Genomic DNA, 14,696 nt, shown 5'->3' on the forward strand with positions numbered 1-14,696 from the left:
AAGTTTAAACGTTAAGCCTACACCTCCTCCAGCACCGTCTCGGCCACCGGCAGCACGTCGCTGGTCACGAGGTCCTTCTCCAAACGCAGGTTTTCGATGATAAACTCCTGCCGCGCCGGCGTATTCTTGCCCATGTAGTACGTCAGCACCTGCTGGATGGAGCGGTCCGACTGCAGAATGACCGGCTCCAGCTTGATGTTCTCGCCGATGAACTTGCCGAACTCGTCGGGCGAGATTTCGCCCAGCCCTTTGAAGCGCGTCACCTCGGGGTTTTTGCCCAGCTTGCGCATGGCGGCCTGCTTCTCGCCTTCGTTGTAGCAGTAGATGGTTTCCTTCTTGTTGCGCACCCGGAAGAGCGGCGTTTCAAGAATGAAAACGTGGCCGTTACGCACCAAATCGGGAAAGAATTGCAAAAAGAACGTCAGCAGCAGCAGCCGGATGTGCATGCCGTCCACGTCGGCATCGGTGGCAATGACCACGCGGTTGTAGCGCAGCCCCTCGATGCCTTCCTCAATGTTCAGGGCGTGCTGCAGGAGGTTCAGCTCCTCGTTTTCGTACACGATTTTCTTCTTCAGCCCGAAGCAGTTCAGCGGCTTACCGCGCAGGCTAAATACGGCCTCCAGCTCCACGTTTCGGCTCTTGGTGATGGAGCCGCTGGCCGAGTCGCCCTCGGTGATAAACAAGGTGGTAAGCGGCTCCTTTTCGGCGCCGTCCTTGGCGTTTTCGCCCAGGTGGAAGCGGCAGTCGCGCAGCTTGCGGTTGTGCAGGTTGGCTTTTTTGGCGCGCTGGTTGGCCAGCTTTTTCACGCCGGCCATGTCCTTGCGCTCGCGCTCGCTCTGCTCGATGCGCTTCTTGAGGGCCTCGGCGGCGGCCGGGTTCTTGTGCAGGTAGTTGTCGAGGTGCTCCTTCACGAAGTCCACGATGAAACCACGCACCGGGCGCACCGGCCCGCCGCTGCCCTCCGGCTCCATGTTTATCGAGCCCAGTTTGGTCTTGGTCTGACTTTCAAATACGGGTTCCTGCACCCGTATCGAAATGGCCCCCACGATGCTGGCGCGGATGTCCGAGGCGTCGTACTCCTTCTTATAAAACTCGCGCACCGTCTTCACCACCGCCTCGCGGAAGCCGGCTAAGTGCGTACCACCCTGCGTAGTATACTGCCCGTTCACGAACGAGTAGTATTCCTCGCCGTAGTCGTTGCCGTGCGTCAGGGCCATCTCGATATCCTCCCCTTTCAGGTGGATGATATCGTAGCGCCGGGCGTCCGGGTCGGTTTTGTCCTGCAACAAGTCGAGCAAACCATTCTTGGCCTCGTAGCGCTGGCCGTTGAAGTGAATGGTGAGGCCGGCGTTGAGGTAACAGTAGTTGCGAATCTGATTTTCAAGGTACTCCGGGATGAAGCGGTAGTTCCGGAAAATCGTCTCGTCGGGCTGGAAGGTGATGAGCGTACCGTTGCGCTGCGAGGTTTTCTGCGGCTTGGGGTCGGCCGTGAGCTGGCCCTGCGAGAATTCGGCAGCTTTCAACTGGCCGTCGCGCACGCTCTGCACCAAGAAGTGGCTGCTCAAAGCATTCACTGCCTTGGTACCCACGCCGTTCAAGCCCACCGACTTCTGAAAGACCTTCGAGTCGTACTTGCCGCCGGTGTTGATTTTGCTCACCACATCCACCACCTTGCCCAGCGGAATGCCGCGGCCGTAGTCGCGCACCTGCACCCGGCTGTCCGAAATCTTGATTTCGATGGTGCGGCCGTAGCCCATCACGTGCTCGTCGATGCAGTTGTCAACTACCTCTTTCACCAGCACATAAATGCCGTCGTCATAGGCCGAGCCGTCGCCCAGCTTGCCAATGTACATGCCCGGCCGCAGGCGGATGTGCTCGCGCCAGTCGAGCGAGCGGATGCTGTCTTCGGTGTAGCCGTGCTCGGGCGCTTTGGTGGTTTGGCCCGGCTCGTCGGTCAGTAGTTCGTCCTTCATCTTCGTTTTCCGTATGGGAGGGGTAAAATAACGCAAATTTTCGGCAGAAAGCTAGTTTTAACTTGCCAGCCGGTTTAGCAGCTGCCGCTAATTTCGTTGGATTTTTAACACCGTTTTTCGCTGGTTCAGTTCACCCGTTGTTTATTCGTATCGGGTATTGGGTGTTAGGTTTTCGGTGTTTGGCATCAGGGCCCATAAGCCCCAAAACCCAATACCCAACACCGAGAGCCTAACACTGTTAAAGTTACCCCTCCGCTCGTCCGTTTTACCTCTTTCATGCTTCCCCCCAACCATTTCCCGCCGCGTCCCACGCAGGCCATTCCCCACTCGCCCGCCGAAGTCCGGCAGGTGCCGGTTATCCGCTACACCTTCCTGCTCATCGGCCTCACGCTGCTGGTGTACGTGCTCCGGGTGCTCGACAGCGTGCTGCTGCCGCTGCTGTTTTCGGCGCTGCTCTCGGTGCTGCTGCTGCCGCTGGTGCGCAAGCTCGAAAGCTGGAAATGGCCGCGTATCCTGGCCATTATCGTGGCGCTGCTGCTGGTCATTGTGGCGCTGGGCGGCCTGTTCTACCTCTTTGGCTCCCAGCTCATGGACCTGCGTAAGGAGTGGCCCCTGCTGCAGAGCAAATCCGTCCTCTACTTCGACCAGATTCAGCAGTGGGCCAGCCATAAATTCGGCTACCAGCCCATGAGCAAGGACGAGTTCATCGACCAGACGATGAGCTCACTCAAAGACTCGGCCGGCTCCTACCTCAGCACCACCCTCAGCACCACGGCCGGCGTGCTGAGCACGGTCACGCTGGTGCCCATCTACATTTTCTGCTTCCTCTACTACCGCGACCACATGCGGCAGTTCCTGTTCCGCTTCGTGGCCCCCGACAAGCGCACCGGCGTGCTCCACACCATGGACAGCATCCAGACTGTGGTACAGGCCTACATTTCAGGTTTGCTGACGGTTATCGTCGTCGTCTCCATCCTCAACGGCATTGGTCTGCTGGTGCTCAACGTGAAATTCGCCATCTTCTTTGCCATTTTCGCCTCGGTGCTGGCCGTCATTCCCTACATCGGTATCATGGTGGGGGCCACCATCCCGGCCCTGATTACGCTGGTCGAAACCGGCTCGCCGGCCAAGGCGGCCGCCGTGGTGGGCGTGTTCGTGTTCGTGCAGTTTCTGGAGGGCAATTTTATTACCCCCATGATTACCGGTTCAAAAGTGAGTATCAATCCCATGGCTGCTATTGTGGCCCTCATCCTGGGGGGCGAGCTGTGGGGCACGCCGGGCATGATTCTGAGCATTCCGCTGGTGGCCGTTATCAAGGTCATTTTTGATGCCAACAAGACCACCGAACCCTGGGGCTTTCTGCTCGGCGACGTGGCCGATGGCGAAGAAATTCAGACCGATAAGGCGGCGGCGGACGAGCCGGGAATGCTGGGCAAGCTCTGGCGCATGGTACGGCGGATGTAGCAAAATAGCGCGGACGTTGTAGTCCGCGAGTGAGAACGTTAGGGATATTCTAACGGACCAGACTCGCGGACTACAACGTCCGCGCTGCTTACGCTGCAACCTTCTCCCCTACTAAGTTTGTTAGCCCCTCTCCACGCCCCACCCAGCCCGCGCCCGATTTGTACGCCATCGTCGACATCGAAACCACTGGCGGCCAGCCCGCCCAGGACCGCATTACCGAAATAGCCATCTTCGTGCACGATGGCGAGAAAATCATCGACCAGTTCAGCAGCCTGGTGAACCCCGGCCGGCAGATTCCCGCCTTCATCACCCAGCTCACCGGCATCACCAACGACATGGTGAGCGACGCGCCGAAGTTTCACGAAGTGGCCCGCCGCATCGTGGAAATCACCGAAGGCTGCGTGTTCGTAGCTCACAACGTGCGCTTTGACTACTCGTTCCTCAAAAAGGAGTTTGGCGACCTGGGCTACAACTACTCGCGCAAAACGCTCTGTACCGTGCGGCTCTCGCGCAGCCTTATTCCCGGCCAGCCCAGCTACAGCCTCGGCAAGCTGTGTAAAAACATCGGCATCCCGCTCGAAGGCCGGCACCGCGCCGCCGGCGACGCCCACGCTACCACCCTGCTGTTTGATAAGCTATTAAAAATCACTCAGGAAAGCGAGGACCTGCCGCACGGCCAGGACACCAGCCATACCCTGGCCCGCGTGGATGCCCTGGCTCCGGCGGGCAAAAAGCCCTCGCCCAAGCGCGTGGCGGCCGTGGCGGCGGCCATCAAAACGGCGCTGCTCCCGCCGCTGGTATCGCCGGAACTGGTGGCGAGCCTGCCGCAGGCCACGGGCGTGTACTACTTTCATAATGAGGCGGGGGAAATTATTTACGTCGGCAAGAGCATCAACATCTTCAAGCGCATTCAGCAGCACTTTGCCATTGATGTAAAGTCGCGCAAAAGCCTGGAATTCAAAAACTCCATCGCCGACATTACCTGGGAGCTCACCGGCTCGGAGCTGGTGGCGCTGCTCTACGAGTCGCACCTTATCAAGCACCTCAAGCCGGCCTACAACCGGGCCCAGCGGCGCTCGGTGTTTCCGGCCGGTATCTATCTGCGCACCAACGAAGACGGCTACAAAGTGCTGGCCTACGGCCGCGCCGATGCCCGGAACATGGAAATACCCATCATCGCGCTGGGCAACCAGTATAAGGCGCAAGGCTTTCTGTACCACAAGGTAGCAAAGTACAACCTCTGCCAGAAGCTCTGCGGCCTCTACAAAACCCAGGGCCCGTGCTTCGACTACCAGGTGCACCGCTGCCAGGGCGCCTGCGTGGGCCAGGAGCCGCCCGAAACCTACAACGCCCGCGTCGATGAGGCCATCGACAGCATTCGCTATGAGCACGAAAGCTTCGTCGTCATCGGCCCCGGCCGAACGGAGCAGGAAAAGACTATCGTACTGGTCGAGAATGGCTACTACCGCGGCTTCGGCTACGTGGATGAGACGTTTACGGCCCGCCGCATTCAGGATTTTCGGGACGCCATTAAGCCGTATTCCGACAACAAGGACACGCAGCAGATTATCCGGCAGTACCTGCGCACCAAGCGCAAGGGGGAGCGGGTGAAGGTGTTTGCGTGAGGCTACCTCAACAGGAATATAAGTAAGCAGACTGGTTGCCAATAAACTACTTCGGGTGAGATGACTGGTAAAAAAGGAGTTCTGCTTCTGGTAGCGCTGCTGGCGCTGGCTCGCACCGGCACGGCGCAGCAACTGGTGGGCGCATGGTACTGCCCTACCCGCGGCGGGTTGCTGGAGGTAGCTATCGACCAGCTTACTATTCGCGGCCGCTTGGTTACCACCGATTTCCGAGTCATTGAAGAGAGCCCGCCGGTGTTTCCGGTGCGGCGGACGCTCAGTTTTGGCAGCCGCGAGATGCTGCTGTTGCAGCATACGCCCGACACGGTCCATTTCTCCGCCCTTATTGCGTTTGACATTGTACCGGGGAAGGCTTTCCGGCGGGCCTGGAACGTGCCCGACACGCTGCGTAACACGACGTTGCAGCTGCTGGCCCCGTACGTTGCCACGGGCGGCCAGCTATGGGGGCCGCGCTTCTACAGTGCCCGCTACCTGGAGAAACTTCAGCGGCTGCGCCCCCTGGAAAGCATGACCAAACAGGAGTTTGCGCAGTATTTCAGCGCTTACACGGCCAATTATCTACGTCAGGCTCCGGTTTTCGACGGGCAACATTACCGTTACTCGCTGGCCAACTACAACTTTGACATGCTCACCGAAACTCTGTACGAAGGCGGCTTTAATCCTTTGCAAACCCGGGCCACCATTGAGGAGCTGTTTCGGCGATTTGCACCCAGCAAAAAGGCCTTCCGCAAGCTACAGGCCATGCTGGAAAGCTAGCTTGCGGCTACCAGCGTAGCGGTTTCGCTCCGCGCTGACTGAAAGGCGGGTTTTGTGCACAACAAACCCCGGTTTGTGTAGCTCGCCAGCCCTACCCCAACCGGAGCTTTGCATTATCAATTAACCCCCTTTTTGAAAATGCAAACCTCCCCAACCTTCCCCGCCACTTTTAAATTAGGCGGCGACCTTGCAATCAACCGCCTGGGCTTCGGCGCCATGCGCATCACCGGCCCGCAAATCTGGGGGCCGCCCGAAGACCGGCCCGCTATGCTGGCACTACTGCGCCGCGCCGTGGAGCTGGGCGTCAATTTCATCGACACGGCCGATATGTACGGCCCCTTCACCTCCGAAGAGCTGATTGGCGAGGCCCTGGCCCCCTACCCGACCGACGTGGTAGTGGGCACCAAAGGCGGCCTGGTGCGCTTCGGCCCCTGGGCTGATTTTCTGAACGATGCCACGCCCCAGCACCTGCACGACGCCCTCGACGGCAGCCTGCGCCGCCTGCACCTGGAGCGCATCGACCTCTACCAGCTGCACCGCATCGACCCGCGCCTGCCGGCCGAGAAGAGCTTTGAATTCCTGGCCGAGGCGCAACGCCAGGGGCGCGTGCGGCACCTGGGCTTGTCGGAAGTGACGGTAGACGAAATCAAGCACGCCCAGCAATACTTTACGGTGGCCTCGGTGCAAAACCGCTACAGCCTGTTTGAGCGCGAGGCTGAGCCGGTGCTCGACTACTGCCGCGAGCAGGGCATTGCCTTCATTCCGTGGTTCCCGATTGGCGGCGGGCAGGAAATCGGGCAGTCGGGGCTGCAACGCGTGGCCGACCGGCACCAGGCCTCGGAGCGGCAAGTAGCCCTGAGTTGGCTGCTGCACCACGCGCCGAATATTTTGCTGATTCCCGGCACCTCCAGCATCGGGCACCTCGAAGAAAACATGCGCGCCGCCGAGCTGCGCCTGACGGCGGAGGATATGCAGGAGCTGGACGCAGTTAGTCAATAAACAACGGTAGCTGGCGCGCGTCTCCGACGCGTGCCGACTGGGTTCGAGCCTCTGGCTCGTTGGCAGAGCGATGACGCAAGAACCCGCTCTATCAATAAGTCAGGGGCACTTCACCAACCAATTGTCTAACCACCGGTTACAACCCCCATGAAACAGACTGCAAAAGACTTCCAGCTGCTGGCTTCAGTGTCGGATTTCACCCGGTTTTTCGGCTTCCCGGCCCCGGCGCACCCGTTGTTTACGGTCATCGACCTGGCGGGCCACCAGCCGCCGCCGGAGTCGCAGCAGCCGGCTTTGCGGCAGCTATACCTGGTGTCGCTCAAGCGCAACCTGAACGGGCGGCTGCGCTATGGCCACGGCAGCTACGATTTCAGCGAGGGCGTGCTGGGGTTTTACGCGCCCGGGCAGCTGTGCGCCAGCGACTATCCCGCCGAAGCTTTTGACGTAACGGGCTGGCTGCTGGCCTTCCATCCCGACCTGCTGGCCCGCTACCCGCTGGGCCAGAAAATCAACGGCTACAACTTCTTCTCCTACCAGGTGAATGAGGCCCTGCACCTCTCGGCGCAGGAGGAAACACAACTCAACGAGCTGGCCGCCAGCCTGCGCCGCGAAAGCGAGCAACCTGTCGATGCCTTCAGCCAGGATGTGCTGGTGGCCCAGCTCGACCTGCTGCTGACCTACGCCAACCGCTTCTATCACCGCCAGTTCCAGACGCGCCGCACCGCCAGTCACGACCTGCTCACCCGCTTCGAAGCCGAGCTGACGGCCTACTTTGCCGCCTCCGACAGCCGCCCGCTGCCCACCGTGCAGCACTTTGCCGATGCCTTGCACGTGTCGCCCGCCTACCTCAGCGACCTGCTGCGCACCTACACCGGCCAGAATACCCAGCAGCACATCCATCAGGCCCTGATTGAGAGGGCCAAGCATCTGCTGCTGAGCACCTCGCTGAGCATCAACGAAACGGCTTTCCGGCTGGGGTTTGAGTATCCGCAGTATTTCAGCCGCTTATTTAAGAATAAAACCGGGTTTACGCCGGCGGAATTTCGGTTTTCGGTGCAGTAGCAGAACTGTCATGCCGAACGCAGTGAAGCATCTTATCAAGTTAGAACAAGTCGTTTCTGCTTGATAGGATGCTTCACTGCGTTCAGCATGACAGTTCTGCTACTTCTTACCCGCCACAATTTCCTCCACTACCAGCGGGTCGAGCAGCGTCGTGGTGTCGCCCAGGTTCTGCGTTTCGCCTTCGGCTACTTTGCGCAGAATGCGCCGCATGATTTTCCCCGAGCGGGTTTTGGGCAAGCCACTTACGAGCTGAATTTTATCGGGCTTAGCAATGCGGCCGATGTTCGCCACCACGGCTTCGAGGATGGAGCTTTCGACACGCTGGCGGTCAATATCATTATCCGGCAGACCATTCTGGCAGATGACGTAGGCATAGATGCCCTGGCCTTTGACGTCGTGCGGGTAGCCGACGACGGCGCTTTCCACTACCTCGGGGCTTTCGTTGATGGCGCTTTCAATCTCGGCCGTGCCGAAGCGGTGGCCGCTGACGTTGATGACGTCATCGACGCGGCCGATGATGCGGTAGAGGCCCTGGGCGTCGCGCCGGGCGCCGTCGCCGGTGAAGTAGTAGCCGGGATAGGGCTGGAAGTAGGTCTGGCGGGCGCGCTCGTGGTCGCCCCAGGTGGTGCGGATGATGCCCGGCCAGCTGGCCTTGACGGCCAAGTAGCCTTCCTGGTCGTTGCCTTCGATTTCGGTGCCGTCCTGATTGAGCAGTACCGGCAGTACGCCGGGCAGCGGCAGGCCGGCGCGGGCGGGCACGCTGGGTGTGATGCCGGCCAGGGCCGAAATCAGGATGCCGCCGGTTTCGGTTTGCCACCAGGTGTCCACGATGGGGCAGCGGCCTTTGCCCACGTGCTGGTGGTACCAGTGCCAGGCTTCTTCGTTGATGGGCTCGCCGACGGAGCCCAGCACGCGCAGGCTGCTGAGGGAGTAGGCCAGCACGTGGTCCACGGAATGCGCCATGAGCGAGCGGATAGCGGTGGGCGCGGTGTAGAAAATCGTGACGTGGTGCTTGTCAATCACCTCCCAGAAGCGGCCCGGCGAGGGGTACGTGGGCACGCCCTCGAACATGAGCGAGGTGCTGCCGGAGAGCAGCGGGCCGTAGAGCAAATATGTGTGGCCCGTCACCCAGCCGATGTCGGCGGTGCACCAGTAGACGTCGTTTTCCTCGACCTGAAAGACGTTCTGGAACGTGAAGCTGGCCCACACCATGTAGCCGGCCTGGGTGTGGACGACGCCCTTGGGCTTGCCGGTGCTGCCGCTGGTGTAGAGGATGAACAGCGGGTCTTCGGCCTGCATTTCGACGGCCGGGCAGGCTTTGGCCACGCCCTGCACTTCGTCGTGAAACCACACGTCGCGGCCTGCCTGCATATTGACGGGCCAGCTGGTGTGCTCCACTACCAGCACGCGGCGCACGCCGGGGCAGCTTTGCAGGGCCTCGTCCACCACGCTTTTGACGGGGATTTGCTTGGCGCCGCGGTTGAGGCCGTCGGCCGTTACCACGAACTCGGCGCCGGCATCCTGCACGCGGTCGGCGATGGCGGTGGCGGAGAAGCCGGCGAACACCACCGAGTGCACCGCCCCGATGCGGGCGCAGGCCAGCACCGTGATGGCCAGCTGCGGAATCATGGGCAGATAAATGATGACGCGGTCGCCTTTCTGCACACCGTTCTTCAGCAGCACGTTGGCCATCTGGCACACCTGCTCGTAGAGCTCGCGGTAGGTCAGGCGGGTGTGGCGCTCCTTGGGGTCGTTGGGCTCGAAGATGATGGCCAGCTTGTTGGCGCGGGTGGCCAGGTGGCGGTCGAGGCAGTTCTCGGTGAGGTTGAGCGCGGCGCCCTCGAACCAGGTGCTCGTGCCGGCGGGCGAAAACTCGCCGCCGCGCACGGTGTTCCACTTCCGGCGCCAGCTGAAGCCTTCGGCGATGTCGCCCCAGAACTTATCGGGGTGCGTGGCGGCTTGCTCGTAGGCGGCGTGGTATTCGTCGAGGGTGCGGATGCGGGCGAAAGACATGGGTGGGAATTTTCAGTGGGGGCAATTACGCCCGACAAAGAGAAGGCTTTTTGCGGTAAAAATGCGCAACGGCGGCGCAGTTGCGACGATTATGGAAGAAGATGCGACGATTGCGGCGGCGCGGCGCTCCGGTGCAACGGCCGCTGACCGGTAGTGCGGTCCTGGTTGTTACCGGGCTTTGCTGCAGGCGTAATCAGTCCATTATCCGGACGTTGCGCAGGTCTTTCATCAGGGCGCTGCCAATCATCCAGCACAAAGCGGCTATGATAACCGGGTAAATCAGCCCCGCCAGCATGGCGTGTTCCTTGAAAAGCGTGCCGGCGGGCTGGGTGTTGGCCCACACCGTAATCCAGGTGGCCACCAGCGGCACAAAGCCGCCAAAGATGCCGTTACCAATGTGATAGGGCACCGAGAGCGAGGTGTAGCGCACCTTGGTCGGGAACAGCTCGACGAGGTAGGCGGCGATAGGGCCGTAGACCATCGTCACGAACAGCACCAGGCAGAAGGTGAGCAGCGTCATCATGGGCAGGTTGGGCGAGAGGGCTTGCTGCACTGCGGCTACCGCCTGGCCGGCAGCGTTTACCGTGGCGGGGGCTACTTCGGTCAGCGGCCCGGCGTAGGCCCGGATGCCGTAGAAGAGCGGCACCGTGAACAGGGCGGCGCAGAGCAGGCCGGTCATGATGATGCGCTTGCGGCCGATGCGGTCGGAGAGCGCGCCGAAGTACACGAACAGCGGCGTGGCCAGCACCATGCTCACCACCAGCACGATACTGGCATCAATCAAATCCAGCTTCAGCGCGTTCTGCATGAACGAGTAGGCGTAGAACTGGCTGGTGTAGAACACCACGCCCTGCCCCATGGTGGCCCCAAACAGGGCAATGAGCACCAGCCGCCGGTTCACGGGGTTGAGGAAGGAGTCGCGGAGGGGGCTCGTGCTGGTTTTGCCTTCCGCCTTGGCTTTCTGGAACAACGGCGACTCGTGCAGCTGCTGGCGAATGTAGTAGGAAGCAATAATGAGCACGCCCGACAGCAGGAAGGGAATGCGCCAGCCCCAGGTTTTGAAGTCGGCCTCGGGCATGGCTTTTTTCGTGAGCACAATCACCAGGATGCTCAGCACCAGACCGGCCGTGGCCGTAATCTGGATGAAGCTCGTGAAGTAGCCGCGCTGGTGGTCGGGAGCGTATTCGGCTACGTAGGTGGCGGCCCCGCCGTACTCGCCACCCAGCGCCAGGCCCTGGAACAGCCGCAACACCAGCACGATGGCCGGCGCCACCCAGCCGATTTTGTCGTAGCTCGGCACGAGGCCGGTGGCCACGGTGGCCCCGCCCATCATCAGCAGGGTGACGAGAAAGGTGTACTTGCGCCCAATCATGTCGCCGATGCGGCCAAACACCACCGCCCCGAACGGCCGCACGATGAAGCCCACCCCAAACACCGCCAGGGCCCCGAGCAGGGTTTCCTCCGGCTTGCCCTGCGAGCCGAACAGCACCGGCCCGATAATGGCGGCCAGCGAGCCGAAGATGTAGAAGTCGTACCACTCGATGACCGTGCCCACCGACGAGGCCGTGATAACCTTCCAGATGGTGCCGGTCGAAACGGCGTTGTTGTCGTGGGCAGCAGGGACGGTTGGGTCGGTCACGGGGGGCGGGAATGAGGAATGAGAAGCGAAAAGTAGGGCTTCCGGCAACGTTTCCAAGCGCTGTGGGGCAACAATATTCGCGGTAACGTTGCCGGTAGCGTTTTCAGGCGTTGGGTAGGGCAGCGTTCGGCCACCACCTACCTGGCTGGCACTTCGGAGTACCGTTCAATCGGCAGTAGCTTTGGGCACCACCTTACCCGCCTGATGCCGCTTCTTATCCGTCGTTTGTCGCTGCTGGCGCTGTTGCTACTGTTTGGCAGCCTGCTTTACCTGCATTGTGAGCAGATTTTTGAACGCTGGGGGCTGCAGACGCAGGCGTTACTGTACTACTTATCGTTTCCGATGCTAGGGTTGCTGGCTACCATGACTACCTGGTCGGCGGAGCCAAAATCCCGGTTTTGGATTATCTGGCATTTGGTTAAATCCCTGCTGTTGGTTCCAATTGGTTGTTTTTTGGCTATCGGCCTAGCCCAGCTGGCCCAACACCGCCTCACTCGGCAGCGCAGCCGACAACTCATCGTTGCGCTGGATAAGTATCATGCCCGGCACCATCATTATCCGGACGCTCTCAGGCAGTTGATGCCGGCCCAATTTGACCACGTCCCAACTACGGCGCTGGGATTATTCCGGGCAAACCCGTTTTATTACCAGCTAATTATCAGTGACAGCGAGCATAAAAGGCCTTATTACCAGCTCACCTACTTCTATCCCAAAGTAACGTATCAGTATAACAGTGCCACCCGCGAATGGCAGGTAGAGGACGAGGAAGACTAATTGCCGCTTTCGCCTGAACTTTGACCGCTCATATCTCCCCCATGCCCGCCTCCCCCTTCCGCACCATCACCCCCGGCACCCTGCCCGGCCCCGACTGGCACCAGTTGCTGCTGGGCGCCGTGGCCCCGCGCCCCATTGCCTTCGCCAGCACCATCTCGGCCGCCGGCGAGGTCAACCTCAGCCCCTTCAGCTTCTTCAACGTCTTCAGCTCCAACCCGACGACGTTCGTATTCTCGCCCGCCAACCGCGTGCGCGACAACACTCAGAAGCACACCCTGGAGAATGTGCGCGAGGTGGCCGAAGTCGTCATCAACATCTGCGACTACGCGCTGGTGGAGCAGATGTCGCTGGCCAGCTGCGAGTACCCGCGCGGCGTCGATGAGTTCGTGAAAGCCGGCCTCACCGCCGCGCCCTCCGACCATGTGCGCCCGCCCCGCGTGCTGGAGTGCCCGGCGTCGTTTGAGTGCGTGGTGGAGCAGGTGGTGTCCGTCGGCGACGGCCCCGGCAGCGGCAACCTCATCATCTGCCGGGCCGTGCAGGCCCACTTCCGCGAGGATATCCTGCTGCCCTCCGGCCTCGGCATCGACCCGCACAAATTCGAAGCCGTGGCTCGCCTGGGCGGCGACTGGTACAGCCGCGTCACCCCCGACAGCCTCTTTCTCGTGCCCAAGCCAAACCGCAACCTGGGCATCGGCTTCGACGAGCTGCCCGCGCACATTCGCCACAGCGAATGGCTTACGGGCAATGAGTTGGGCCGGCTGGCGAATATTGAGCGCGAGGCGGTGCCCACGGCCGCGCAGGTGGAGGAATTTAAAGCCGAGCCGATGGTAGCTTACCTGCTCAATAAACACCGCGACGACACACCGGAACTGCGAAAACAGCTGACGCTGCTGGGGCAGCAGTTGCTGGCCGAGGGGCGCGTGGCAGAGGCCTGGAAAACGCTGCTATTGATTCAGGAACAATAAAAGCACCACATCACATGTGTAGCAAGTGCTTCGAGGACCAAATCTATAGCTTCATTTTTACGGAAGAGTTCGCAAGATTTGAGCAACTGCTCTCTGCCAAACTAATCAGCGGGCAAATGGTCAAAGGCAACCCATCACAACCAGCCCTGCTGTACAATGCAGAGCAAGCTCTCACTTGCGAAAGCTGCGATGAAATTTGGATTTTGTCAGCGCCTGATAACGCTTGGCGAGGGTATTTTCTTCCTCAAACCGTCGCTATAAGCTATTCCAAACAATTACGTAATTCGGACATAACGAAACGGATAGCAGGCTTGTGCTTGTTTGCCATCTTGTTATCCCTCTTTTTCTGGGCTTTTCTGTAGACCAACTTTAGCGGCTAATTCCACACCGTAACTTGGCCATTGGCTTTGATGAACTTGCCTGCGCACCTTCGCCACAGCGAATGGAAGGGCCACGCAGGGGGAGGAATTCAAGTCTGCGCCGATGGCAGTTTACGTGCTCAACAAGCACCGCGATAATGCGCCTGAGCTGCGGAAGCAGTTGCTGGCCGAGGGGCGCGTGGTAGAGGCGTGGAAGGCGTTGCTGCTGGCGTAGTCCTGCCTGAAAGCACGGTTACTATTCATGCTCAGCCTACAATGGCCGCACCATTTCCCAAAGGGTGAGCTCTTGAGGTGCCCATTGCCGGGCTTTCAGGAACTCATAGCCCGTTCCCTCCGGCACCAAGTAGCACAGCAGGTTTTTGGTTGAATACGCCGCCTCTATGGCCTCCATCAGCCGCGAGCCCCAGCCTTGCCGCCGGTGTTGCCGGGGCACCAGCAGGCACAGAAATAAGGTGCGGGCAGGGTCTTCGCGCACGACAGCAAAGGCTTTGTTTTCTAGTTGAAAAGCCCGTATCGGCGGGGCAAAAGCAGCCAGCGTTTCGGGCGCGAGCATCCACGGCAATTCGCCGTCTGCCTGCTGGCTCAGCAGGCGCGCTACTTCCCGGGGGTCCGTTTCGAGCAGCCCGCTGTCAGAGACTTCTGCTGCTTTGGGCGGGCACTGAAAGTTCGTCAGCAGCCGCGTATTCCGAAATCCCAGCCGCTCATACAGCCGGCGGGCCGGCTCATTGGCCGTAAACACTTCCAGCAGCAGGTTGCGGTCGCTGCGAACAGTAGCCTCATCAATAGCTGCTTGCAGCATTACTTTGCCGTAGCCTTTGCCACGCTCGGCCACTACCAACCCCATGCCCGCTACCCGGCTATTCCAGCCCCGCCGGGCAACGAGCACCAGTCCCACCAGCACCTCACCCCGAAACCACAGCTTACTGGCTTCCGCATCCAGGTTTTCGCTGCGAAACCGCTGCTCAAAGCTGGCCGGCGTGAACGCCATCGAAACAAAATACTCCTCAAAGGAGCGATTCATGGCTTCG

General features: G+C 60.5%; 11 protein-coding genes. 7 read left to right on the top strand and 4 right to left on the bottom strand.

The genetic code is table 11. From position 1 onward, the window contains the following. Window positions 1–17: 17 nt before the first annotated feature. A complete protein-coding gene (locus tag Q5H93_RS03770; protein ID WP_305005152.1) occupies window positions 18–1,973 on the bottom strand; it encodes a DNA topoisomerase IV subunit B in 1,956 nt (651 codons plus the stop codon). A gap of 276 nt (window positions 1,974–2,249) precedes the next feature. Between Q5H93_RS03770 and Q5H93_RS03775 the strand changes: the two genes are divergently transcribed. From Q5H93_RS03775 to Q5H93_RS03795, 5 genes are all read left to right on the top strand, one after another. Then, window positions 2,250–3,437 (top strand): AI-2E family transporter, encoded by a 1,188-nt coding sequence (locus tag Q5H93_RS03775; RefSeq protein WP_305005153.1) that lies wholly within the window; start codon window positions 2,250–2,252, stop codon window positions 3,435–3,437. Between the two features lie 158 nt (window positions 3,438–3,595). After that, window positions 3,596–5,062 (top strand): exonuclease domain-containing protein, encoded by a 1,467-nt coding sequence (locus Q5H93_RS03780; RefSeq protein WP_305005154.1) that lies wholly within the window; start codon window positions 3,596–3,598, stop codon window positions 5,060–5,062. Between the two features lie 60 nt (window positions 5,063–5,122). Next, window positions 5,123–5,836, top strand: a complete 714-nt coding sequence (locus Q5H93_RS03785) for a hypothetical protein (RefSeq protein ID WP_305005155.1) — start codon at window positions 5,123–5,125, stop codon at window positions 5,834–5,836. Window positions 5,837–5,974: 138 nt separating this feature from the next. Further along, window positions 5,975–6,835, top strand: a complete 861-nt coding sequence (locus Q5H93_RS03790; RefSeq protein ID WP_305005156.1) for an aldo/keto reductase — start codon at window positions 5,975–5,977, stop codon at window positions 6,833–6,835. 147 nt (window positions 6,836–6,982) lie between these two features. Then, window positions 6,983–7,897 (top strand): helix-turn-helix domain-containing protein, encoded by a 915-nt coding sequence (locus tag Q5H93_RS03795; RefSeq protein WP_305005157.1) that lies wholly within the window; start codon window positions 6,983–6,985, stop codon window positions 7,895–7,897. A gap of 99 nt (window positions 7,898–7,996) precedes the next feature. Here the strand turns inward: Q5H93_RS03795 and acs are convergent, their stop codons facing one another. Then, window positions 7,997–9,910, bottom strand: coding sequence for an acetate--CoA ligase (acs, locus tag Q5H93_RS03800; RefSeq protein WP_305005158.1), 1,914 nt, complete (start codon window positions 9,908–9,910; stop codon window positions 7,997–7,999). Between the two features lie 193 nt (window positions 9,911–10,103). Next, window positions 10,104–11,549 (bottom strand): MFS transporter, encoded by a 1,446-nt coding sequence (locus tag Q5H93_RS03805; protein WP_305005159.1) that lies wholly within the window; start codon window positions 11,547–11,549, stop codon window positions 10,104–10,106. 204 nt (window positions 11,550–11,753) lie between these two features. On the opposite strand from Q5H93_RS03805, the gene Q5H93_RS03810 reads away from it, so the two are divergent. Next, window positions 11,754–12,323, top strand: a complete 570-nt coding sequence (locus Q5H93_RS03810; RefSeq protein ID WP_305005160.1) for a hypothetical protein — start codon at window positions 11,754–11,756, stop codon at window positions 12,321–12,323. Between the two features lie 41 nt (window positions 12,324–12,364). Continuing rightward, on the top strand, window positions 12,365–13,288 hold the full coding sequence (locus Q5H93_RS03815) for a flavin reductase family protein (protein WP_305005161.1): 924 nt from the start codon (window positions 12,365–12,367) through the stop codon (window positions 13,286–13,288). A 630-nt stretch (window positions 13,289–13,918) separates the two neighbouring features. On the opposite strand, the gene Q5H93_RS03820 is transcribed toward Q5H93_RS03815, so the two are convergent. Beyond that, window positions 13,919–14,689 carry a GNAT family N-acetyltransferase gene (locus Q5H93_RS03820; RefSeq protein ID WP_305005162.1) on the bottom strand — a complete coding sequence of 257 codons (771 nt, stop codon included), beginning with the start codon at window positions 14,687–14,689 and terminating at the stop codon, window positions 13,919–13,921. Between the last annotated feature and the right edge of the window lie 7 nt (window positions 14,690–14,696).

This window comes from Hymenobacter aranciens, from assembly GCF_030580865.1.
Classification (GTDB): domain Bacteria; phylum Bacteroidota; class Bacteroidia; order Cytophagales; family Hymenobacteraceae; genus Hymenobacter; species Hymenobacter aranciens.

Bases quoted from the DNA above. Each gene is read 5' to 3' on its own strand.
- Q5H93_RS03790 (WP_305005156.1), top strand. From the start codon at position 5,975: ATGCAAACCTCCCCAACCTTCCCCGCCACTTTTAAATTAGGCGGCGAC.
- acs (WP_305005158.1), bottom strand. From the start codon at position 9,910: ATGTCTTTCGCCCGCATCCGCACCCTCGACGAATACCACGCCGCCTAC.
- Q5H93_RS03775 (WP_305005153.1), top strand. From the start codon at position 2,250: ATGCTTCCCCCCAACCATTTCCCGCCGCGTCCCACGCAGGCCATTCCC.
- Q5H93_RS03820 (WP_305005162.1), bottom strand. From the start codon at position 14,689: ATGAATCGCTCCTTTGAGGAGTATTTTGTTTCGATGGCGTTCACGCCG.
- Q5H93_RS03795 (WP_305005157.1), top strand. From the start codon at position 6,983: ATGAAACAGACTGCAAAAGACTTCCAGCTGCTGGCTTCAGTGTCGGAT.
- Q5H93_RS03770 (WP_305005152.1), bottom strand. From the start codon at position 1,973: ATGAAGGACGAACTACTGACCGACGAGCCGGGCCAAACCACCAAAGCG.
- Q5H93_RS03815 (WP_305005161.1), top strand. From the start codon at position 12,365: ATGCCCGCCTCCCCCTTCCGCACCATCACCCCCGGCACCCTGCCCGGC.
- Q5H93_RS03785 (WP_305005155.1), top strand. From the start codon at position 5,123: ATGACTGGTAAAAAAGGAGTTCTGCTTCTGGTAGCGCTGCTGGCGCTG.
- Q5H93_RS03810 (WP_305005160.1), top strand. From the start codon at position 11,754: ATGCCGCTTCTTATCCGTCGTTTGTCGCTGCTGGCGCTGTTGCTACTG.